Origin of the sequence: Pseudoalteromonas sp. McH1-42 (assembly GCF_022347845.1) — a bacterium.
GTDB classification, from domain to species: Bacteria; Pseudomonadota; Gammaproteobacteria; order Enterobacterales; family Alteromonadaceae; genus Pseudoalteromonas; species Pseudoalteromonas rubra_D.
Genome location: NZ_JAKRFU010000001.1, coordinates 516178 through 539734, shown reverse-complemented (window position 1 = coordinate 539734; position 23557 = coordinate 516178). Strand labels below are relative to the sequence as shown.

The following is a 23557-nucleotide window of genomic DNA, read 5'->3' as shown; positions in this document are numbered from 1 at the left end:
AGTTGACAACTGGATTGGCCGCTAAGGCGAACCAGAGTGACGTGAATACGGCACTGGCGAGCAAAGCAACTAAATCTGAGTTGACAACTGGATTGGCCGTCAAGGCGAATCAAACAGATGTCGATACAGCGCTGGCAAGCAAAGCGACCAAGGCTGAGTTGACATCTGGATTGGCAACTAAGGCGAATCAAACTGATGTTGATACAGCACTGGCAAGCAAAGCGAATCAAGCTGAGATGCTGACGGCCTTAGCATCCACTCTTAAGTTTACGCCAACTAAGCTGTCCTGGGCTTCTGAGCATGCTTACCAAACTGGAGAAGTGGCGCGTGTTGAACTTAGCAACAGCCTTTATGTCGCAACGCAAGACATTGCCGCAAACTCTAATAAATCGCCACTTTTGGATACTGAGCGCTGGTCCTTGTTACTCAAAGGGTCTACATCTACGGTTAAAAACGTGATGTTTGTAACAAGTACTGAGCACAACGGCAATCTGGGAGGCGTTTCTGGGGCAAACAGTATCTGTAACACACTGGCCAATAGCGCCGATTCTAAAGTTCCTGCTGGAACTTACAGAGCGTTACTGGACTATACAAATAACAGGGTCGATAACTCTGCCAGTGTATACAGTATTAACGGAGAGTTAGTTGCAAATACTGGTGCAGATTTATGGAAAACCAATGTCACACCATTACAAGCTGGTATAGTGTTTGATGAAAAGGGCAATGATGTTTCCGGATCACGCGTATGGACGAATCTGACATCTGGAGGAAGTTCAGTACATTGGAGTGCATGTAGCAACTGGAATAGCAGTATGGCTTTTGATAACTATTCGTATGAGGGGGCTATGACAGGTATTGCTGGTTCACTCAATTCTAGCTGGGTAGCAGACAGGACCTTGACTTGTGATTCTAAAGCTCGTTTATACTGTGTTAAACAGTAAAATCTGAACAAGCTCAATAGCACATAAGCCCGGCCGATTTAAGCCGGGCTTTTTTGTCATTTGCATCAGACAAAGAAACCCAAGTAAAATAGGGATCAATATTGAAAAATACTCAAAGTAAATGACAGCCACACCACTTTCCACTTTATTACAGCATCTTTCTCTACAAACATTACCCAATGAAGTGTGTCGCCTTTTCCATGGCCGGGGCCGCTGTTATCCGGGGCTGGAACAAATAACGGTTGATTGGCTTCAGGGGCAACTCCTGATCTCTTTATTTAAAGAACATGAGCAGCAATGGCTTGAAGCGTTAAAGTCTGAGTTACTGAAGCTGGTTGAGTCTCAACCATGGGCCGAGCGTGTTTCAGCTGTGATACTGCAACATCGCTATGCCAATGGTACGCCGGTTGATCTTGTATATGGTGAGCTATCAGCTATGCCGGTTGTAAACGAACAAGGGCTAAAATTCGGATTATCACTGGGCGCTAAGCAAAACATGGGGTTGTTTTTAGATATGCGATTGGGACGTCAGTGGGTGAGAAGCCAGTCTGACGGCAAGCGCGTGCTCAACCTGTTTTCTTATACCTGCGGCTTCTCAGTCGCTGCGCTGGAAGGAGGCGCTGAACATGTCGTGAATCTCGATATGTCGAAAGCTGCGCTGAAGCAGGGCAAAGTAAACCACCAGTTGAATGGCCATGATTTGGGGAAGGTGTCTTTTCTTGGTCATGAGTTGTTTAAATCCTGGGGCAAAGTAAAAAAGCTGGGCCCCTATGACCTGATAGTCATTGACCCACCTAGCTTCCAGAAGGGCAGCTTTGCGTTGACAAAAGATTATCAAAGGATCTTAAGGCGTCTGAGTGATTTACTGACTGAACAAGGGTGTGTGCTGGCATGCGTTAATTCTCCCGACGTGAGTGCCCAGTTTTTGATAGACGAAATGGCCAGAGAAGCACCGCAGATGCAATTTGAATCAAGGTTATCAAATCCACCAGAGTTTCCAGATATCGATGAGGAAAGTAGTCTAAAGTGCCTGGTTTTTAATACCAAAAGCGTTTAATTGAGCTGCCATCTGGAAAGTATCTGCTGATATTTTCCTGAGTCTTTCAGACTTGCTAGTGCGCTCATTAGCTGGTCGGCGTGTTGCTGGTTAAAGTCTAAACTGGTTGCCAGATGCAGCTCTGAAGGAAAGGCTGGCACAGCCATCTTCCGTTCAACTTGCTCAGCAGGTAACCCCAGTGCATTGAGTTCCTTGTTGATGGTTTGTGCATTGGTCAGTACCAAATCAGTGCGCCCTTTGAACAGCATATGCCACAAGGTCTGATAGTGCGACACCAAGACTAATTCGTGGTCTTCTGAGTAACCCGCAGCGCGTAAAAATCGTTCACTGTAATATCCGCGAATGGTACTGACGCGGTGCTGCCTGGCACTATTTAAATCTCTGAGAGAAAAAGTACGGTCTTTTAGGCCAATTAAGTAGGCCTGAGCGTGGCACATGACACCCAGAAACCGGTAGTGTTGAGCGCGCTCCGGGGTCTTTAACCAGGACAATAGCAGGGTATTGTCTTTCGCCCGCATTTCATGCAGTGCACGCGCCATTGGCATAATCTCTATGTTACCCTTTAACCCGGTTTGTGTGAGCAATTGTCGGGCAACCTCAACTAACGCGCCTGTGGGTTTACCTGTTGGGTCCAGATAATGATATGGGGGGAGATCCTCTGCGACAAAACGTATGGTTGCGGTATGGCCGGATAAGGGTATCAGAGCAACAATAAAAATGAAAAAAAACGCAAAACGCATAGACACACTACATACAGCCTAAAACCAGCAGTTTGCCGTGTTTCTGAGCAAAAATCTAGCTCAGCACCTCAGACCACCTGATACGGGTACGCTTGAATAGAGCTGAGGAGGGCGTGCGAGGATCCAGAGTGGCACGCCCTGCGGGGTTTAGTTTCTAAGGCGAATTTCAAACTTATCAGAGTAGCGTTCCTGCACAGCTTTTGCAGAACTACCACTGGCATAGCTTGGGTCAACTGTACCTGCCCGAGTACGGGCGAGGTAAAATTCTGCACTACATTCCTGACGGGTATTGATAGCTGAATCCTTTAATTCCTCAATGCCATTCAGGTCAATCACCTGGGTGCCGTCATCAGTAAGCTGTTCATTATTAACATTAATGAAAATACTGTCGCCATCGTTTTTCTTACATTCAATTGTGAGCTTACTTTCAAATTTTGTGTCGTCTTCTGTACCCGGTGTCCAGGTGAGTGTGAGTTCATCATTCACCGAAAAAGACTGGTTTTTTTGCGGGGTAATAATATTAAATGGACGAGGTAAGTTCATGGTTGTGGTCAGCGTTTTATTCTCTGACCCTCTGGTAAAGTCTACCGTAAATTGGGTGCCACCTGATGCCACATCAAAAATTGCGCGATAGTCCACGTCAAAGAGCTCGTCTTCTTCGCTCATAACCTGACTGATATTGGCCGCTCTGGCTACCAGCTTATCATTTGCCGTCAGCCTGATATTGTTACCGTTTGGACCATCTATATTGAGCTCTGCGATAACCCGTGACGTTTCACCTGTTGTTGTAACATAAATTTTAGACCAGATGGCCTCTGTTTTAACGTGCTCAGAGTTTGTTGTTTCTGTTGAGCATGCCAGTAGTGTCGAGCATGCTAACGCCAGTATAGAAAATTTAAAAGAATTCATGTTGTCCCTTACAGGTTTGAGTCATTGCAGGCCTCATTCTAATCACGAACTACTCAAGAAAACATGGTGTTTTACATTTTTAAACAAACAACGTGAATTTTTGAACAAATTGCAGAGTATGGGTTAGCCTGATTAATTGGTATTTCAATGTTGAGTATATTGTCTGTGGCTAAAGGGGAAATGAGCTTACTCTCAATCACATACAACGTATTACGGTACGTTGAACCAGTTGTTGCGAGCAACTTTGATCAGACTCGAACGCCGGTGATGTATGATGAACACACATTTGGTGCTGATAAATCCAACCGGTTCTTTTTCGCTGAGACCGGGGGCAGGATGTGAGGTGTTGCTCTGGGTTTTCCTGCTATGCTTTGAAGAGTTGGGGCAGTTGCGGGAGCGGATGTTTGATGCTGATACGGTGTGTGATTTGGGTAGGGTTATTGCTTAGCAATGCGGTATTGGCCGCATCATTTACGGAAGCAGAGTTCGAACAGATAAGAGCTGAGATCCGCTCCACATCAGCGCAGTCACCGCTGGTTGCGATCAAAGTTACAGACGAAATGCTTGCCAGACACGATAAGAAACTTTCAACCAGACAAAAAATCAGGCTTCTTTATGGTAAAGCCTGGTTTCAGATCCAGACTGACAATATAGAAGAAGCTATTGTGACGCTGTCTCAGTGCAAAAAAATGAGTGCAGATGTGTCAGATCCCACCATTTTGTTTAGTTATTACAGCCTCACAGCTGGTGCACTTACCCGCATGAGTATGTATGAACGGGCTTTGGAAAACTATCTAGAAAGCTACCGGCTTGCCGGTCTGATGGATACCGAGCTTTACCTGAGACAAACCGAAAACAACATTGGTAATGTGTATCTGAAATTGGGTCGTTATACGGATGCCAGGGTCTACTTCGAACGCTTTTATGAGGATGCCAGAGATAGAGAGTTACCGCAACAAATGGGTGTTGGACTAAATAACCTCGGAGAGGCTTATTTTGGTCTGGGAGAGTTTGATAAAGCACTTAAATTTCATACTAATAGCCTTGCTCTCAGGGAAGAACACAACCTGACTTATCACAGCTCCTGGTCTCATCATAATTTAGGCAAAACGTATTTAGCGTTGGACAAGCCAGAACTGGCAGAGCAGCATTTAATTGCTGCGGTTGAACTGCGCAAACAGAGCAACGCTGAGGCAGACAGCATTGGTCCTCAGATTGAACTTGTCAGATTGAAAATTGCGCAAGGTGCAAAAGAAGATCTGGTTCCCTTGCTCAATGACGTCATCGCATTGAGTGATAAGTATGAGCGATTTCAGGAAAAAGTCGACGCATACCAGCTGCTGGTTGATTACTATCAGCAGATCCAGGATTGGAAAAGCGCATTGCATGCAGCTGATTTGTACATGCAGAGCAAATTTGATTTTCTGCAAAGGCAAGCTGAAACCGGTGTGGCATTTTATGCAGCTCAAATGAACCTGGCGATGAAAGAGCGAGATATTGCAAAGCTGACGCAAGAAAATGCGGTGTATCAACTTCATACCCAGGCGGCGAAAGACCAGCTGGTTTTAGTGCTGGTAGCCGCGATAATCATTGTTGTGTTGATCTTGTACTTTATGCGCAGAATAAAGGCTAAAAACCAGGCATTAACAGAAACACTGCAAAATCTGAAAGCAACGCAAAAGCAGTTACTTGAATCAGAAAAAATGTCAGCGATGACAACACTGGTGTCCGGGATGGCGCATCAGTTGAATACGCCACTGGGACTGGTGGTGACTTCTGCATCTTGCCTTGAAGATAAGCTAAACGAAATCAGTTCCTTACTGAGTGATCAAAAACTCAGTGCCGGGCAGTTGAAAGCATTTCTGGAAGAAGCCTCTGAGATGCTCACTTTGACGGCAAACAACTCCAGTCGGGCAGCTGAACTGATAGCGCGTTTTAAAATGGTCGCTGCAACGCTCGATGCGAGTGAAGCGGTACACTTCGACGTGCTGGAATACCTTAAGCAGCGCGCTGAGCTGATAGTTCAGAGCCTTGACAAGCCAACAGAGCTGGACGTATTTGGCGAGCCTGTTCAGTTGTATTCTCATCCTGAAACGCTGCTCAAAGTGGTGTCTCAGCTCGTAAATAATTCGTGCTCACATGGGTTTATCAATCAGGCTAGCGGTAAAATCTCGATAGAAATCATAGACGATGGCGAAGTCATTAAACTGGTTTATCAGGATAACGGCGTGGGGATCAGTGAAACCGATCAGCAGCAAATGTTCGACCCATTTTATACCAGCCAGCTTGGGCAGGGTAAGTTGGGCCTGGGGTTGAATATTGTCTATAACTCTGTGGTACAGGTGCTAAAAGGCGAAATTAGTTATGTACACCAAAGTGGTGGTGCCAAATTTGTTATTTTGATCCCAAAAACGCAAACTTAAATTTGCCTTACAGTGGCATTTCGTTGCATACGCTGCCAAAAATGTGCCCATGAGCCTTCTCGTCTGTTAGTTATTCTCTGTCTGGCCAGTCGTAAGGTCCCGCAAATTCATCATTATAAAGCTGTCGAAGTCTATTAGTGGCTCAATTCAATGCCTGTCAATTTTTAGTGTTTATGTAAAGGCATCGGGGTTATCAGCTTAAACTGCTAAGTACAATTAATGAGCATTTTTATATTTCAGTATGTTTACACTTGGGGAGTTGCCTCAAATTTTTTAACAAGGAATATATGTTTGAGCGAAACTTTAAACACTCATAAACAACTGAAGGAAACACTATGAAAAAGAACTTATTGAGTATGCTCCTCCTGAGCACGATAAGCTTAACAGTTACGGCACATAGCGACCCACGCGTAGTAAATACCCAAGCATTTCCTGTTGAAAGTCACACTTTATCAACTTATCAGCTAGCCTTTTCCAGCGAAATTCAAAAAGCGGAATATCTGTCCCGGTTTCATACTGCCATTCTGGAAGTAGCAGATAACTACCTGGTTCTTTCACTCACTCAGGATGAGTTTGTTGAGTTGCATGGTGCGGGTGCACTCATCTTTTCAAAACCAGGTGATCATAACCAGCCAGAAGTCAAAGCGCAGGGTAATAGGTCAGTGACAAGTCGTATTCAAAGTGCTGAACAGGAGTCTGGTATCCCGAACTTCTCGTGCTACCCTACTTTGGCTGAAACACAGCAATTGGCTCAGACCTTAGCGCAAACTTATCCCGATTTTGTCGAGTTAAAGCATATCGGACCATCCTGGGAGAAAAGTCAGGGGCTTGGAGGTCATGATTTGACCGTCTTGGTATTGAAAAACAAAAAGAGAAACAAGTGGCGTAAGCGTCCGGCATTGTACATGCAGGGCGCTTTGCATGCCCGTGAGTATACACCCGGGGCAACCACATTGAAGTTTGCACAGTACTTACTTGAAAACCGTGAGACGGATGCAGACGTTAACTGGATCCTGAACCAGCGCGAAATCCACATTTTGCTGATTGCAAATCCAGATGGCCGGGTGTTGGCGGAGCAAGGGCAGTTATGGCGTAAGAACACCAATACAGCATATTGCGCGCTTGATGATACATTACGCGGTGTTGACCTTAATCGTAACTTCGACTTTGCCTGGGCTTCTCCCATTGGCGGTTCAACAGATGACCAATGTGCAGCCACTTTTCACGGGCCCAGCGCCGCATCAGAGCCTGAAACACAGGCGATCCAGGCCTATCTTCACGATCTGTTTAAAGATCGTCGCGGTGATTTGCTGACAGATCCAGCGCCACTCAATACTCAGGGCGTATTTTTGGATCTGCATAGCTTCAGCCGTTTTGTGATGTGGCCATGGTCTAGTGAGCTAACGCCGAGTCCTAACGCGGATCAATTGTCTATGATGGGCCACAGAATGGCAGCGTATAACGGGTACTGGGCGTTTCAGACTCAGGAGATATTTAAAGCCGGAGGCAGCGCTGATGGATATGCTTATGGGCAGCTTGGTGTTGCGTCCTTTACTTTCGAGTTAGGCAATAAGTTCTTTGAAAGCTGCGCTAACTTTGAAGGAGAGATCTTTCCAAACAACCTGAACGCACTGATCTACGCGGCCAAAGTAGCAAAACGGCCTTATAAACTGCCTGCCGGTCCGCAATTTTTTGATCTGCGTTTAAAGGGGGCTGGAAAAGAAGCGGTGCCTGCTGGAACGCCTGTGGAGATAATTGCTACTGTTGCTGATGATCTTTTTGGTCCTTCACTGACGGGTCAGATACCACCCAGTCAGGCGATTAGCAAAGTCGAATTAACCATCAAGAAAAAGGGTAAGCGTGCCAGGAAGCGCATTTTACTACCTGCGGCAGATGGCGCATATGACACGGTAAGTGAATCAATCAGTTATGCATTGGACACACATCGTTGGCGCCAAGGTCGCTACACATTGACACTTCGTGCTCAGGACGCGTCTGGTCAGTGGGGTCCTAAGTATGCGAAATTCCTGACAATAGATAATGACGCTATACCCGGCGCTCAGTCACCTGTCGCTGGTTTTATTGCCGACTGTCGAAAAGGCATTTGTGGTTTTGATGGTTCAGCAACTCAGGACGACCGCGATTTACTAACATACACCTGGGTGTTACAAGGTGGTCAGTTCTTTAGGGTATTCCATGGTGAGCAGGTTGAGATTGAGTACACTTTGGCTGGCGATTACCAACTGACGCTACAGGTTGATGATAGCCATGGTAATCGTGATGTGAAAGTCGTTCAGCTTGAACTGGATGGCGTAACGCCACCTGTTGTGCAATTTAGCTATCAGTGCACGGGGCTGACCTGTGAGTTTAATTCTTCCGCTTCATACGACCCTGATGGTGAAATTGTAGAGCGCTTGTGGCGAATGGGTAACGAGCCCTACATTTCAGGCACAGAGACGGTTATGCATACTTTCCCTGCACCAGGTGAATACATAGTGGTGTTTGTCGCGATAGATAATGATGGTCAATTCAGTCAGGTAGCGCAAACCATTCAAGTAACCAGCAACGAATAACGGGAGCGTAAAATGAGCGCGCAAGCGCTCTTAAATATACCAAGTTAGTACCAAAGTGCTTATTGCGCTGAGGGGATCACCTGGTTCATGAGTTCCTTCCAGCAAGGTTTAGTTTGACGATATTGGTGATGGTGTTGCTAAACAAGGTGAATATTACCATTGAACTGTCTCGTCTATTTTACTTACGCAGAGGCACTCCATTGGCGAGTGCCTGCCTATTTCGGTTTCGAAAGGGGCTGATCATTTAATTACCCATTATGAAGTTATAGTTTCAATTTAAACATAAACTTAACAAAAGTGTCGTTAGATTGTTGTTTTCATATACTACTTTGGCCTGCGCTAATAACCAAAAAACAAGGAAAAAGTATATGAAACATAACTATAAATTAGCGCTCTGCGTGGCCGTTGGTCTGGCTGCTCAATCGGCCAATGCGGGCGAAACGACGCTCAAGCTGACTAAACCTTCAGGTAATCCTAATTCGCCTCAAAAAGTGCGTACTGTGAATCTGGGCTCCCTGGCAGATAGCTTGTTCTCAGACATGAGACAGCTTGAGTTAGAAACTGAAGCGGATATTCGTCGCGATCTGAATAACATGAGCGCTGTAAAATACATTTATAGTGTCGATCTTGATGCAAAAAATATCTCAGCAACCTTCACGGGCACAGATAACTATAAGATCCGCCTGACAGTAGGTAACCTGGGCTTTTATACAAAAGTGAAGTTTGATGGTGTTGACGTATTTTGCCCAAGTGTCAAAGTCGCCGTTCGTCTTGAAAATCTGAGACCTACAGTGACTTACAACTACTATACCGGCGCGTTGGAAAACATTGATGTTAGCTATGGCCGCGATGTCGATGTAAGCTGTTCTGGTGGCATATTGTCTTTACCTGGTGTCAGCCAGTTTGTTAATTACTTTGCTTCTAATTACGCAACCGCCAAGGCGGATGATTTGATCAAGGCAAATCTAAGACAGTTCGCTTCACTGGAAAGACCTGGTGCGCTATTTGGTATGCAGCAAATTCTAGCGGATAGTCGGGTACGCGGTAACGTTGACGCAGCAGAGCGTTACCTGGATATTGATATCAACAATATCATTGGCAACCTTGTCACTGGCATGAACCTGAATGTTAGCCTAAACAGAGACGCTAACGGTTATAATAAGCACCAAGCACACATTGGCGTGTACCAGAGTGCACCGACGATTACATCCAGCTGGGGTGGTCGATTTAATGCCAGTGCACCTGGCGCGAACCGTATCAGCAAATATGCACTTAGCGGAACGTGGCGCAGCAGCAGCTGGACACCTGGTGTGTTATATAACAATCAGTTTATCGGTGCTATTGCTTACAACCGAGTCTATGGTGTTCCAAGTTACCTGGCCCAGAAACAGGTGACAATCGGCAACTGTGGTAAAGCATGCGAGTAAGTTAGTATATGAGTAACAGGCGTGTGCCTGTTACTCTTCCACTAAGTTAGCGCTATTACTTGCGGCGTAGATCCAACAGGTTTTTCCTGATTTCAGCTTGGCTTCCTGCCTGGCATAATCCGCTACCTCGTAACTGTCTGCACACATTAGTTCTTGCTGGGTGATTAGAAAAACGGTGCCTGCTACCTGGTCATTCTGGTTTGCAGTGTAAATAAGAATAGGGTGGTAGGTTTTACCGCTACTTTTCAGCACCTCAGGATCGGTGATCCTGACTTGCCCTAGCCGGTAACCAACCAGATAATCTGCCTCCCCCTCAAGTAGCCGACCAAAATTATCCAACTGAACCTGAGACTGTTGTAATGTACCGTATGAGAAAAGTGCTTCCATGGGCGCCCTTGTGTTTTTGTTTGTATCTTATACCAATTTCAATTAATAGCTGTTCAATTTTAAGGAGCAAATATGACGCTAACAGCGTTAAAAATTTCTAATTTAGAACGACTAAACAGCAAAATTTTCGCCTCGCCTACATGGATGTAGATGCCTCAGCAGTAGCAGGGCGCGGGAGCGGTGTTATCGACCCTATTTTCTCGCCTCAAATTAGAACACTTAATTAAGCAAATTGGTATTAATCAAATCCATTGATGCTGTAAAGTACCTGAGCAACCTTGCATGGCAGATAGGCCCAAATGAGGGCCCATATCTGGTAGCACAAGTACTGTGGTGATGAACAGAACTCTTTAATGATTACAGGTCGCTGGGTCTGCCGAGATCACGGCCGCTATAGTCACACACCCCGTCAGGAAAGGTTGCCTTAAGTGTATCCATGTGTGCATGCGCGTTAAAAGGCAAATACCAGCCTTTCTCAATGGCTGTGTCAACGCTCACCAGAGTGCACTTAAACAGATCACCGCCCCAGCCTCCGCCCGCCTGAATACGACTTGTGCTAAACATAGGAAAGCGGCTCTGGCACTGGCCCTGAGGTTTATCATTCCATTGTCCGTCAAACACGCGTGAGCCTGTGGCATAAATACTGCCGTCCCCGTTGAAGCAGGTATCCTGTATAGAGACAGGTTTGGCGGCAGCGGCACTAAGTTGCGGGTTTTGTCTCATTGCGAGCAACCAGTCATCCATGGCAGCAAAGGCCTTTGTTGTTGGGTTGTGATCTTTATGTGCAACCCAGATAACATGGTTGTCGCTGTGCCCCTTATGCTGGGCGATTCGAACGCGGCTGTAAAATGAAGCCGACATGTGATGCATGTCCAGCTCGTTTTCAAGATAGTGGCGGGCATCAATAATCGGCAAGTCGACTTTGCCAATGAAGACTTGCCCGGAGCGATAGGCTTGTTCCATGGCTGGTATTGAGCCGCTGTGTCTTGATGCCGGGCCATCTGAAGCCTTGGTGATATTATGGTTGCCCCATAAAGTGAGCCATATTGGTATACGTGTGCCCAACGGCAGGGCAATTTCTTCCTGGCGCATTTCTGATTGAGGCTTCCAGCCACCAATGTGATGGTTGATATGTATAAATTCTTCAAAGCTAATATGGCCCTCGCGCAGCGCATTTAGCCCATACTGTACGCCAACATTGTCCCAGGTGCTTTGACCAAAGCCTTGTTCGTCTGTACCAAAAATGTGTTTAAGATCTTGCCAGTAACTCCAATGGGTTTGTGCAATGACTTCATCAGAGAAAAAAGGGCGTAAAAAGCCTTGTCTGGGGTTATTGATAAAAGCAGACAAGCCAAAGTAGCCGTTGATGCATTCACTATTACCATCTGGGAATGAGGGGGCAAAGCCCGCCATGAGCTGATTGAGCGGTTGTAAAAACCCAGCCTTTTGTGGGAACTCATTTATCGCATTAAGACCTTCTATCAGTCTTCTTCGTTCCCAGTCTCGCCAGGCTTTTGGATTGTCTGCGCGAAAGGTAAAATAGTTGTTGAGCAGATCACAATCTAACGCATAAGTGGTCTGTGTGATCATGTCAGGGTAGCTGTATAGAGGGATTAGGCCATCTAAAATGCCCTGGCTATTTTGACCAATCAGGTATTGTGCTAATCCCCCCCCGGAGCCTCCAATGCCCACGGTATAAAGCGGCTCGCCGTAGAGGCTGACAAACTGTCGTTTAACGCGTTTGGCCGTGTCTTCTGCCAGCAACATGTTGTAGGTGTAGCTGGTTTTATTGCCGCTGGAGCTGATCACAGCATAGCCGTCTAGCAGTTGTTGTGCCTGGCGGGTCATCACCCGAGTGGCCTTTTGCCGGCCTTGTCGATAACCAATGCCTGAGCCGCCATTAAATTGATAAATTAGTTTTTTGTTCCACTGAGACTGACCTTGCCTGTTGCCTACTTCCTGGCGGGAGATAGGCATGATCAGCGTGTAAATAAAACGATTGATGGTGCCTTGTTCTACTCTGAACAGAGGCGACGAGTGGTGAGAGCGGGCCGCCTCTTCATCAAGCCTGACGGCAGAGAAGTTACCATCTTGTTCAATGAGGGTAAAATAAAGCAATTGCGACGGCAGGGAACAGTCTTTGCTGTATCCGATAACCTGCTCGCCATTAAAGATTGGGATCCCCAGGCCCTGCTGATTGTCTACCAGTGGTTGTCCAAGTTCTGACTCTTGTGTCATACAAAAAAAGGGGTATTGATTAGGTCCAGAATAGAGGTTGGTCACGGGGCCCGTTTCGCCCAGTGCTATAGGGAACTCAAATGACTCTGCTGGTCTGTGCACATTAGATACATGGGGAGTAAAGTTGAGCAGCGTATTTGCGTTCGGCTGCGCAATAGCGTTAATTTGTCGGGTGCTTGCTTCATCATGGTGTGGATAATATCGAAAGACTGCAACAAGGATTGCGCCAAGGATCAAGGTGATCAGAAAAATGAAGCCCGTTTTTTTGCCCATAACTACCTCTGCTGTGATCATTGCTGCTCATAGTATAAAGTGTAGGGCGAAAGCACCAGAGGCATTGTTGTTTATTTGTTATTTCAGTGGACAGGGTTGTTACTGTTCTGAACTTTATCGATGGCCTTAAGAATAGCCAGTTTGGTTGAGGGCTTAGTGATATATCCTGTTAAGCCCAGACTTGCCCATTTGCGGATGAGCTCTTTATTGCGGTTAGTAGACAAGGCTATAATAGGGAGCTTTTTGCAATGCTTAAAGGTACGTATGTTTCTGGTGGTGTTGTAGCCATCTAGTTCGGGCATGAACAGGTCCATAAACACCATATCAAATTTCTTTTTCCTCAGCAGTTTAATGGCTTCAAGGCCGGTTGTTGCGTATTCGGTAACGTGGTCTTCCTCGCGAAGTATTTTTAGCAGCATTTCTCGGTAGATTTCATTGTCTTCGACCACCAGAATACGCATTTTCCTGGTTACTTCAGGCTCTGGAGGCTGCGATTGGGTTGGCGTGGGCTCATGAACGTCCAACGAAGGAGTGCCTGATTGTGTCTGAGCCGCTACCACACTGCGAGGGACTCGCTTTTCAGTCAACAGTGCCGATAATTCAGCAAGCGAAACTTGCTTGTCTTTTAGTTGAGATTTAAGTAGTTCGACACTGGCTGTAAGCTGATGCTCCAGCTGTTCCATTAGCGGGTTAATATGCTGCTCTTTGAGCTGATCAAACATTTGTCTTTGCACGTCATTATGGCCCTGCTGTTGGGCAATTTGATCGCGGGTTTGGGCGAAATTTTCTGCGGATTTAGCCCGATGTTGAGCAACCTCATCAATAAGTCCCCGCAGTTTGTTATCTATTTTGCCAAAATGCGCTTCCTGCAATTGCGCGCTTTTATTACTGCCTGAAACTTCACTCAATGCGTTATGCAAAATCATTCTGAAGCGATAATTCTCATACATAGGTTTATGCACAAAGTAGTCGCTAAAGATGTCCTTCATACAACATTTAAAGGCTATGCCTGACTCTTTATTTTCGCACAATAGTATATTTTTATGAGGATAATTGAGTAACCCTTGTTTTGATAACTCTGTGTAGGTTTCTATACTACTGGCAACATCATTTTTTGCCATGATGATGATGGCGGGGTTGGCTTCCACTATGAGTTCTGCTGTTTCTTCCCAATGAAATACGGTACGGTAGGCCTCAGTATGTGCCTCAACAATGTCAATCACACCTGTCAGCTCATCTGTCTTGTCACAAATAACAATGACCTGAGGTCGACGTTGTGCGTGGTTGGGGCTACTTACTGTCATTGTGTTAGGCATCCTGGGAACATTCGGGTTACTCTGTTGTTGGGCTGACAAGTGTTCTGAGCTGAGCCAGGGTGATAGGCTTAACAAAATGTCTGCTGATGCCAGCATTGGCGTAACGACTGGCACAGATTTCGTCACCCGACATGCCGACTAAAGTACATGGCCGCTCATGTTGCACTTGCTGCTCGATTAATACATTGGCCAGTTGTAGCCCACATTCACCGTCTTCCAGGTGTGCATCGATAAACGCCCAGTCGTACCAGTTTGTTTCAAGGTGTGCCAGTAGCTCCTTTTTATCTCGTGCCTGAGTGACTTCAACCCCCAACGAGGCCAACTGGCTGCTCAGTAATTTAAGAAACAAGGCATTGTCGTCTATCAGAATTGCGCTTTTACTCATGTCCCCCACTCCGCAAGAGGCTTGTCGAGGTTTTGCGTTAGCCAGCTTAGTAAGGCGTCGGCTGCCAGAGGGCGGGCGAACAAAAAGCCCTGTGCAACATCAATTCCACATTTACGTAAATAGTTTAATTCACCCGCGTGTTCTATGCCTTCAGCAACGGTTTTTAACGACAGTTTTTTCGCTAAATCAGAGGTGGCAGAAACAATTGCCTGTTTTTTGCTGTCGGTATCGCAATTGCTAACAAAACTGCGATCGATTTTAAGCTCACTAAAGGGCACCTGATTTAACTGAGTAAAGCTCGAAAACCCGGTACCGAAATCGTCTATCGACAGCGGAAACCCTTTTAACCTGAAGCGCAATAACACTTCCAAAGTGCGAGGTAAATTATCGAGTAGCTGACTCTCGGTGATCTCCAGAATGATTTGCTTGCGAGGCACTGAGTACTCGTCACACAGGGTCGCAAGCTTGTTTGGCAACTCAATGTCATATAAGGCTCCGGCGCTGAGGTTGAGGCTAAAACTCAGCGATTTAATCTGCTCATAGTTCTTATCGTAGAGTGCCAGGGTCTGTGTTAGAAGCTGCAATGAGAGTTCGGCTGAATATCCGGCGCGTTCCAGCTGAGGAATGAACTCTCCCGGCGACACTAAGCCATCAAAAGGGTGGTACCATCGCGCCAGGATTTCCATGCCGATAACATTGAGGGTTTCCAGTGAAACTTTGGGCTGATAGTGGGCTTTAAATTGTTGCCGGTCCAGTCCAGTTCTAATGTCACTGGCGTTGTAGGTTTTTTCTGGTTGAGCTGGAGAAGTTCTATGGTGTTGATCCAGGCACTCAAGCAGCGCTTTTAGGCGCTGTAAAGACACGGGTTTGTCGATGTTAGAGATAATGTTCAGGTTGTGCATTGTGCCCAAATTACTGGCTGTTTCGAGAACATCTTTATCTTCACCGCTGAGCAATACGATAGGTGTTGTCAGTTTGGCATCTGCAAAAATGCGCAGTAGTTCTATGCCATCAATCTCAGGCATGTTTAGATCTAAAAAAATTAACGACGCAGAGTCACACATCCCTGAGTCCAATGCATGGCGACCTGCGGTAAAGCCATGATAGTCGACGTCCTGGGCGACTTGTTTTAGTAACAGTTCCAGCTGAGTAATAATTAACTGGTTGTCATCAATTGCGATTACTTTGATAAGATTATTCATCTTGCCTATTGTGATCCTGCGTTATAAGCATGTGTAGTCCTGATTACGACCTGGTAGAGCCTACTTTTCACCCAAGTATAGTTTCTATTTCAACACATGCGGCATAAAACTTATCGTCACAGGCCTTTTGTAAAGCCCGGACCTTTGTCACATCTTCCGCTTTGGCGGCTTGCTCCAGTGCAAAAAACTCGTCTGCAAGTGTTTGAGCACCGATTGCTTTTGCAGAAGACTTTAGCTGATGTGCGGTATTTTTGATGGTCAGGAGCGACACTTCCCCAACATTCATGCTTTCAACCAAGGGACGAGAGTCTGCCAAAAAGCCCTGTAAAAACTGCTTTTGGATGGCCTTATCATTACCAACATAATTTTCCAGCACACTCAAATCGACGATACGTGTTGCAGGCTGAATGGGTTCATCATCTGATGCTGGAAGGTGCGTTGAAGCTACCTTGGGTCTGTCGCTCACGTTGTCAGGTTGAATACTGCTGTGGCCATTCAGATTGGCTGATCTCGCTGGTTGTGACTGATTCAGCCACTGTTCTATGGTGGCGCGCAGAGCATGCAATACAATGGGTTTACAGATATAGTCGTCCATCCCGGCATCAAGGCACTTCTCACGTTCGCCGCTGAGTGCATTTGCCGTTGCCGCGATGATGGGCAGCCTGGGTAGTTTGCCCTGTGATTCAAGCTCGCGATAGGTTTTAGCAAAGGTGTAGCCGTCCATAACGGGCATGTGGCAGTCACTGATGATTAAAGAGAATTGATATTTCTGCATCAGCTCCAATGCAATGGCCCCATGCTCGGCGATAATGCATTGCAATCCAAGCAAAGCCAGCTGGCGTTTAAATAAGTCCTGGTTATACACATTGTCTTCAATCACCAGAATGAGCGCATTTTTATTCTGCGCTTGCTCAATCGTTGGTAACTGTTCGTCACTTGAGAGCAGATTCAAGTCCGGCTCCGGACTGATTTGCCCTTCTAGTGTGGCGATTTTTTCAATCACTCTGACTGCATAATAGGGGTTATTGTCGAGTGCATAAATGTTCCGTTCGTCAATGATGGGCATCTGGATGTTGGCATGTTCGAGCACCAGGCACTTAAGCTCACTGTTGGTTGAAATAATATCCTGGCCATTGGTCACCAGTTGTTGATACTTTTCGTTGGTAATGATGAGATAATCAACATCCAGGCGGGCAAGCAAATAGGCATTCAGGTCGTCATCGTTAATTAACTGGCAGCGCATACCATGAGCGCTGAGGTTGCGTGCCAGATCTTGTTCAAATTTATCACCGTCAGAAACAATATATGCTGTTAGCTCTTGAAAATTAATTGTGATCTCTTCATCACCTGTTGCACTGGGCGCAAAGGGCAGGGTGACGATAAAGTTACTCCCCACATCTTCAAGGCTATGGCAAACGATAGTGCCGTGCATCAGCTCACACAGTCGCATCGTAATGGAGAGTCCAAGTCCGGTACCTCCATACTTTCTCTGAATACTATCATCTGCCTGCACAAAGGGCTTGAATAAGCCCTGGGTTTGTTCTTCACTCATGCCTTTACCATTGTCTTTGACGCTGATCTCCAGGTATCCGGTCTCAGCGGCAGGCGACACAAAGACCTCCACATTGCCAATCTTACTGGCTGATGTTTTGGTAAATTTAACGGCATTGCCAACCAAGTTTAGCAAAATTTGCCGGATCCTAATCGGGTCACTTTGATGCCAGTAGCCAAGAGAAGGGTCAAAGTAAAAGTTTAGGTTTATACGTTTTTCATGGCACTGATGGCTCATCAGTTCGCAGAGTTCTTTGGTCAGGTTTTGCCAGCTAAAAGAGGTATGCTCAATGATCATTTTACCCGCTTCTATTTTCGAGAAGTCGAGTATGTCGTTGATTATTCTCAATAGCATCATAGCTGAGTTTTTCGCGACTGAGGTCAGGTGGCGCTGTTCATCACTCAATCGAGACTGAGATAAAATATCCAGCATCCCGACAACGCCGTTCATGGGAGTTCTGATCTCATGGCTCATTGTGGCCAGGAAGCGGGACTTAGCTTTATTAGCCGATTCGGCGGTTTCTTTGGCATTGGCCAGGATGGTGGCGTCGTTTTTACGCTGAGTAATATCATGCTGGTATAGCAACATGTACTTTTTATCGTTGCAGATTAGGTTTGTTAAAATCACTTCAAACCACATCTTAGTGCCATCGAGCTCGTAGCAGATTTCCATATCTTTGTAATATAAATCCCGTGTTTTTGCGGCTGACAGTGCACCTAGTAATGGTTTTTTATTAATTAGCGGCAACAAGGAGATCACGTCAATCAGGTTGTCATTTATCCGCATCAGGGTATTAATAAACAAGCCGCTTTCTTCAAGATTAAGGCGTTTGCTCTTATACCAAAACCGGTTGATCAGGCGAATGTTAGCCTCACCATCCAATAACAAAATAAACGCCGGGATACTGTCCAGCGTGGCTTCCAGCAAGCTTTCTGTCTCGTGATTACGGTGCAGTAGCTGCTGGACTTCGTGACGCTGGGTCTCCGCTTCTTTCATTCGATCAAGCGCTTCCTGACGGGCGGCTTGCAGAGATGCCTGATATTTGCTTTGTCTTTTCTGCTGCGCAATCTGCTCAGAGATATCGCGTACGACACCGACAACACAGGTTGGCTGAGTAATGTCACTTTGGTGTGATGTCATGATCACCTCAAGTTGTTTCTCAGACGCCTGTTCATCGCAGAAATTCAGCGTGAGTCGAACTTGTGAATCCAGCCCCTGCGTACGCAGATGTTTGAACAAAGTGCGTCTGCTGGGGCGCGTTAATTTATTCAGCACCTGTGTGTACGGTACATATTTTCCGCTGCTGGTCACTTGTAGTAGTGTTTTCAGAGTTTTGGATAGTAATACATAACGGCTACCATGTTGCCATTCCCAGCTTCCCATGCCAATTACCTGCTCAGAGTTAGAGAGTAAAAGGCGCTCTTTATCAAGTTGAGTTTCGGAATGCTGGAGCTGTTCAATAATGCGATTTTGAGCCCGGTGGGCGAGTACCAAGGCTGTCAGACTCAGTGTTAGCAGCAGAACCAGTTGCACAGAAAATTCTTGTTGTAGGGTATTGATATAGCCCTCTATTTGTTTCGGATCCTGAGTGGCCCTGACGGTAAATCCGAGCGCAAAGTTTTGATGCACAAGCTCAAGTCCATTTCTGCGCAATGAGGGACCTTGTATGTTGGTGTGGTCATTACGGCCAATCACAATGTCATTAAACAGCAGGTGTGTCGTGATGCCCTGATAGGCCACCGGCATTTTTAGGATTTTAGTAAGTGTCTCGTCTACAGGCTGAATGAGCACCAGGAGGATATCTGATAAGCCGGTTGCACTTGCCTGTGGTGCGGTAGAAACACTATATAACTTATTGTTACTGTCCGACATTAACGCCAGTGAGATTGATTTTGCCCCTTGCCTGGTTATGCTGTCTGTAATGATTTTTTGTAGTTTCTGGACAGGCAGAGTGGCTGGGAACAGCCCAACCAGATCATTATTTGATAAGGTAAATTTACCTATGTACTCAGTGCCTGTTGCATTCGAAAAAACGGGTTGTTTCGTAATGCTGAGTGAGTGCAGGCGCTCAGACAGTGGGGCCAGCCATAGATTATCAATGGCGATAACAGAATAGGCCAGATTATTACTGAGTTCGTTTGCTGAGCGCGTGTAGAGGCTGTTGCTCAGCTCACCCTGGCTTATATCGTGCTCCGAAGTAATAAAAGATACGATAAGCCCTAATAAAAGCAGTAGCTGAGAGAGTTTGACGGGGGTCTGGTGTCGTTTCGGCGTGGTGCTGTGGCTCAGGGCGCGCCACAGCAGAATACTGGAAACAGCCACACAGACAAATGCAACTATGGCAAACAGGGCAAATTGTGACTGGATGGCGTCTTGTTCTTTAAACTCGGCGTTAAGTCGTTGTTGATGAGTGACTAGTTGTGCCTGGACAATAGCGATCAGCTGTTCAAGATAGTGTGTTTTTTGCTGCCACCAGCGTTGTGCATTGAACGTACTTTGCCCGGTGCGTTCGAATGATAATAGAACGCCATTGAGCGCCTGATTTTCAGGTTGTAAAAGTAGGGACGTTATCTGCTTCGCGATGTCATCGTCGTAGGGGGTGTTGGTGAGTAATGCAAGGTGTGTGTTGTGTAAAGTTGCAAGCTCAAAGATAGCACTGGCACGATTGTCCACAGGGGTATTGAGCATGGCATAAGTATGCGCTCTGAGTTTGCCTGCCTCCTCAATCGCTTTGGTCAGGCTATATAGGTGTATGTTGACGGCGTCCGCGGTAATTTTTAATTCGATCGCTAAAAACAAATCCAACAAGGCATTAATTTTGGCGGTATACAGGGTCATAGCCTGCTCCCGGGTGAGCAGGCGTTGGTCAAACAGGGCTCTGAGGTTCAGTAGCTCAGCGGTGCTGGGCAGTGATGATAATAAATTGGGGTTTTGCGTACTCTGGGTTGCTATTTTTGATAACGCGGTATTACTGGCACTGCGATATTGATTGAGCTGGTTAAGCGTCTGTCCTGATGCTCGCTCAGACAAACCGAATGTATAGCCACGTTCTTTTTGTAATGCGAAAATGGCATTGCTGATCTGCTGCATATACACGACATTTTGCAAGCTGTCCCGGGTGACTACGATAGTGTGATGAGAAACAAAATATGAGCGCGCAAATCTGTCAAGTGACAATAAACTGGCCAGGACGACTGTTAACCAGATCACAATTTTGAGTTGCACTTGCACGTGTGCTTTCCTTAAATTAGACGTTCAGGCATTTTTAACTATAGTTTAGAAACCACATGTAAATTGGTTAATTGGATGAAAAGTCCACCACTTCCGGAAAACGAAACACTGCGACTGCAAACCCTACATGACTTAAAGGCGCTTGATACCCTCCCAGATTCAGAGCTGGACAGACTCACCGAATTTGTTGCCCACGTATTTAATGTACCAATTGCTTTGATCAGTCTGGTTGATAGCAACAGGCAGTGGTTCAAATCCAAAGTTGGGCTGGACGCTGAGCAAACACACCGGGATATCTCATTTTGTGGCCACGCAATCTGTCAGGAAGGTGTATTTGTGGTCGATAATGCACTACAGGACGAGCGATTTTTTGATAACCCTTTGGTAACAGGGGAATTGAGTATCCGCTTTTATGCGGGTTGTCCGCTCAAACATCCCAATGGCGCTCAGATCGGGACTTTGTGTCTGATTGATTTTGAGCCCAGGGAGTTTAACGAGCATGATGCCTCAATTTTGGAGCAGATTGCTGCTGATGTGGTTGAGCGACTGATCAAATTAAGCCGCGAATAGAGTATACAAGGATTCGTTTTTGTTAATATTGATATTGCCCCTTAATAGACTGGATAAGGGTATCGGGCAACGCTGCTATGGCTGCTTCAAGCTGGCTGGCAAGACGAGCATTACTATGCCGGTATCCAATGTACTGGGGCTCTGAATGAAAGTCCTGCACCAGTATCAATACTGGTAAGTTAAACTTTTTAATCATATGCAGCGCCCATTGCTTGTCGACCAATATGGCGTCGACGCGTGCTGTTGCCAGTATGCTAAAAAAGGTTTTTGCATGTTCGTCGTTTTCTTCATAATAAGAGCGTCTGACTAACCGGGCATTTAACGCTTCTAACTTTCGATACACAGCTTTGGGATAAGGGTATTCGGTTGCCAGCATGATCCTGGGCGTATCAATGCGATTGAAATCATCTGAACTTTTTAATCTGTCAGCAAAGACTGCCAGGCTCAGTTGCCATGATGTTGCGGAGTCCGAAAAAGTTTCCAGCCCGTCAGTCTTGTCGACATGCAGCGAAAAGTCTGTACTGCCATATTTTACATTGGCAATACAGCGTTTGAAGGGAAGCTCAGTGAACTCGACACGACGATTTATGGACTTAGCCGCAGCTTTGATCAGATCAACTTCCATACCACGGGCAACCCCACTTTGATCGATAAAGCTAAAGGGACGCCAGCGTTCAAAGCAGACTCTAATTGGTATTGGGTGGGTATCACGCTCAGGTTGCAATGTCCTGGCGGTGTTACTCATTGATGCCCCAAATAGCGTAAAGATAATTGATGTAATCAGTATTGATTTAAAGCGTGTCATTGGCTCCTCTGAAAAGCGCTAATAGGATTGTGGCAAAAACAGTGAAGGTGCATCTCGACGTAAGCGTCGCAGTGCCTGATTCATACTGTGAACCCACTGAGCATTTACTTGCTTGTTGCAGGCAAACCCCAGGTAGGAGCGAGCTAATGGGAGGACGACCCTGTAGTGTGACGGATCAATACCTGCCCGTTTAAACTGAAAGCGGGCGATAATATCGCCATAGGCAATTAAGTCAATACGTTTCAGTTTGAGCATTTGAACCAGCTCAAATCCAGAGGCCAGAAAAACAAGATTGTCATTATTGACACCAGACTGGCGTAGTAGCTGGTGGCCAATATCGTTTTTTACGACACCAATTTTATAGTTTTTTAGATCTGAGAGATTTGACACCTCGTAGTTGTTTTCTTTGTGCCCGATCATGGCCACCTGATTGTCGATCGATGGGCCGATAAACTGGAATAGTTTGGCCCGCTCCTGAGTGTAAGTAATAGAAAAAATACAGGTTTTAGGGGAGGTCATGGTCATTCGGTAGGCTCTGGGCCAGGGCACCAACATGATGTCTCTTTTGTCCAGAGTCCAACCAAGCTCCCGGTATATGCCATCCAGAATGCGGATTGATAAGCCTTCTATTTCACCGTTGATATGATAATTAAAAGGCGGGTAATCTTCAGTTACCCAGTCCAGATCGGGCGTATTATAGGTCGCACCGAAGCTTAACAGTGGAAATAGAGCCAGTAAACGTACTAACTGATGCATTGCAACTCACCTCATAGTCAGGCTGGTGCTGAATTTCAGCAGAGATCTGCAAATTCACATGATTTCAGTATAGTACGTTGAGCGTAATTGCACGGCTTGTTGGCCTCGTGTTGTACCAATTGACTGCAATATCACGCTTGATTTAAGTTGGTTGATATAACGAAAATACATCATCGGCCGTGCGGTTTGAGTTTGTTTCTAATGGTGCATCCTCGCTGTCGCCCAGCAGGGTGTCGATAGCCTCTTTCAGCCTGGCTTTGAGTTCATCCACTTTGTCTTTTAATTTGTCTTTTTCATAGTCAGGAAGTGCTTTGTCGTTATGTATTTCTTGCTCTGTGAGGTCAAGCATCTCTACTCTAATTTTTAACGCTTTATAGGCGAAAAAATCTATCCCCAGGTTGTTGAACAGTAAGGCTTCATTAACCTCGTGAGGTTCAACGTTCACCTCGATTGGCATTGCCATGATTTCACTCATGGTTTCCTGATAAAGCTGGATTTGCTGGTCTTTCTCTGGCTGGCCTAAATCGACGCGTTTGTAAGCGTTGTCTCTGGCGACCTGGTAATAATTCCTGGCCTGATCAGAAATACCTTGATAATCAACCCCAATGGACGCCGTAATATCTTTGTCCGGTTGTGTTCGCTCGGTTGCATCCAGGGCACTGTTTAGTTGCTGTGTGAAGTGCATCTGTTTATCCAGCTGTGCTTTATTGTGTGCAGTATACTGGTTAGCAGAAAAAGTGGTTTGAGGGGGAATCGTGTTGATTTTCATTCG

Annotated in this window: 17 protein-coding genes; 6 read left to right on the top strand and 11 right to left on the bottom strand. The window is 46.0% G+C overall.

Annotated elements, in window-relative coordinates:
• Together MHN31_RS02025 and MHN31_RS02020 are read left to right on the top strand one after the other, a co-directional pair.
• On the top strand, nucleotides 1–941 hold a 941-nt coding region (locus MHN31_RS02025), incomplete at its 5' end, for a DUF1554 domain-containing protein (protein WP_239443334.1).
• 121 nt (nucleotides 942–1062) lie between these two features.
• Nucleotides 1063–1998 (top strand): class I SAM-dependent methyltransferase, encoded by a 936-nt coding sequence (locus tag MHN31_RS02020; RefSeq protein ID WP_239443333.1) that lies wholly within the window; start codon nucleotides 1063–1065, stop codon nucleotides 1996–1998.
• Here MHN31_RS02020 and MHN31_RS02015 read toward each other — a convergent pair.
• A complete protein-coding gene (locus MHN31_RS02015) occupies nucleotides 1995–2738 on the bottom strand; it encodes a transporter substrate-binding domain-containing protein (protein WP_239443332.1) in 744 nt (247 codons plus the stop codon). The genes MHN31_RS02020 and MHN31_RS02015 overlap by 4 nt on opposite strands.
• Nucleotides 2739–2885: 147 nt before the next feature.
• Nucleotides 2886–3647 carry a hypothetical protein gene (locus MHN31_RS02010; RefSeq protein ID WP_125557583.1) on the bottom strand — a complete coding sequence of 254 codons (762 nt, stop codon included), beginning with the start codon at nucleotides 3645–3647 and terminating at the stop codon, nucleotides 2886–2888.
• Between the two features lie 407 nt (nucleotides 3648–4054).
• Here MHN31_RS02010 and MHN31_RS02005 point away from each other — a divergent pair, with 407 nt between their 5' ends.
• From MHN31_RS02005 to MHN31_RS01995, 3 genes are all read left to right on the top strand, one after another.
• Nucleotides 4055–6070 (top strand): ATP-binding protein, encoded by a 2016-nt coding sequence (locus MHN31_RS02005; protein ID WP_239443331.1) that lies wholly within the window; start codon nucleotides 4055–4057, stop codon nucleotides 6068–6070.
• Nucleotides 6071–6405: 335 nt separating this feature from the next.
• A complete protein-coding gene (locus MHN31_RS02000; protein ID WP_239443330.1) occupies nucleotides 6406–8643 on the top strand; it encodes a M14 family zinc carboxypeptidase in 2238 nt (745 codons plus the stop codon).
• Nucleotides 8644–9011: 368 nt separating this feature from the next.
• Entirely contained in the window at nucleotides 9012–10070 is a 1059-nt protein-coding gene (locus tag MHN31_RS01995; RefSeq protein WP_125557577.1) for a hypothetical protein, read from the top strand.
• Nucleotides 10071–10100: 30 nt separating this feature from the next.
• On the opposite strand, the gene MHN31_RS01990 is transcribed toward MHN31_RS01995, so the two are convergent.
• From MHN31_RS01990 to MHN31_RS01965, 6 genes are all read right to left on the bottom strand, one after another.
• Complete coding sequence (locus MHN31_RS01990; protein ID WP_239443329.1) at nucleotides 10101–10457, bottom strand: gamma-glutamylcyclotransferase family protein; 357 nt, start codon at nucleotides 10455–10457, stop codon at nucleotides 10101–10103.
• 357 nt (nucleotides 10458–10814) lie between these two features.
• Nucleotides 10815–12989, bottom strand: a complete 2175-nt coding sequence (locus MHN31_RS01985) for a DUF6351 family protein (RefSeq protein ID WP_239443328.1) — start codon at nucleotides 12987–12989, stop codon at nucleotides 10815–10817.
• A 62-nt stretch (nucleotides 12990–13051) separates the two neighbouring features.
• Nucleotides 13052–14272 carry a response regulator gene (locus MHN31_RS01980; RefSeq protein WP_239443327.1) on the bottom strand — a complete coding sequence of 407 codons (1221 nt, stop codon included), beginning with the start codon at nucleotides 14270–14272 and terminating at the stop codon, nucleotides 13052–13054.
• Between the two features lie 28 nt (nucleotides 14273–14300).
• A complete protein-coding gene (locus MHN31_RS01975) occupies nucleotides 14301–14669 on the bottom strand; it encodes a response regulator (RefSeq protein WP_125557569.1) in 369 nt (122 codons plus the stop codon).
• Complete coding sequence (locus MHN31_RS01970; RefSeq protein ID WP_239443326.1) at nucleotides 14666–15871, bottom strand: EAL domain-containing response regulator; 1206 nt, start codon at nucleotides 15869–15871, stop codon at nucleotides 14666–14668. Before MHN31_RS01970 ends, MHN31_RS01975 begins: the two co-directional genes overlap by 4 nt.
• 67 nt (nucleotides 15872–15938) lie before the next feature.
• Nucleotides 15939–20654 carry an ATP-binding protein gene (locus MHN31_RS01965; RefSeq protein WP_239443325.1) on the bottom strand — a complete coding sequence of 1572 codons (4716 nt, stop codon included), beginning with the start codon at nucleotides 20652–20654 and terminating at the stop codon, nucleotides 15939–15941.
• A gap of 75 nt (nucleotides 20655–20729) precedes the next feature.
• On the opposite strand from MHN31_RS01965, the gene MHN31_RS01960 reads away from it, so the two are divergent.
• Nucleotides 20730–21224 carry a GAF domain-containing protein gene (locus MHN31_RS01960; RefSeq protein WP_239443324.1) on the top strand — a complete coding sequence of 165 codons (495 nt, stop codon included), beginning with the start codon at nucleotides 20730–20732 and terminating at the stop codon, nucleotides 21222–21224.
• Nucleotides 21225–21246: 22 nt separating this feature from the next.
• Here MHN31_RS01960 and MHN31_RS01955 read toward each other — a convergent pair whose 3' ends face one another.
• The 3 genes from MHN31_RS01955 to MHN31_RS01945 form a co-directional block, all read right to left on the bottom strand.
• A complete protein-coding gene (locus MHN31_RS01955; protein ID WP_239443323.1) occupies nucleotides 21247–21969 on the bottom strand; it encodes a transporter substrate-binding domain-containing protein in 723 nt (240 codons plus the stop codon).
• 78 nt (nucleotides 21970–22047) lie between these two features.
• Nucleotides 22048–22785 carry a transporter substrate-binding domain-containing protein gene (locus MHN31_RS01950; RefSeq protein ID WP_125557559.1) on the bottom strand — a complete coding sequence of 246 codons (738 nt, stop codon included), beginning with the start codon at nucleotides 22783–22785 and terminating at the stop codon, nucleotides 22048–22050.
• A gap of 142 nt (nucleotides 22786–22927) precedes the next feature.
• A complete protein-coding gene (locus MHN31_RS01945; RefSeq protein WP_239443322.1) occupies nucleotides 22928–23554 on the bottom strand; it encodes a hypothetical protein in 627 nt (208 codons plus the stop codon).
• Nucleotides 23555–23557: the final 3 nt, after the last annotated feature.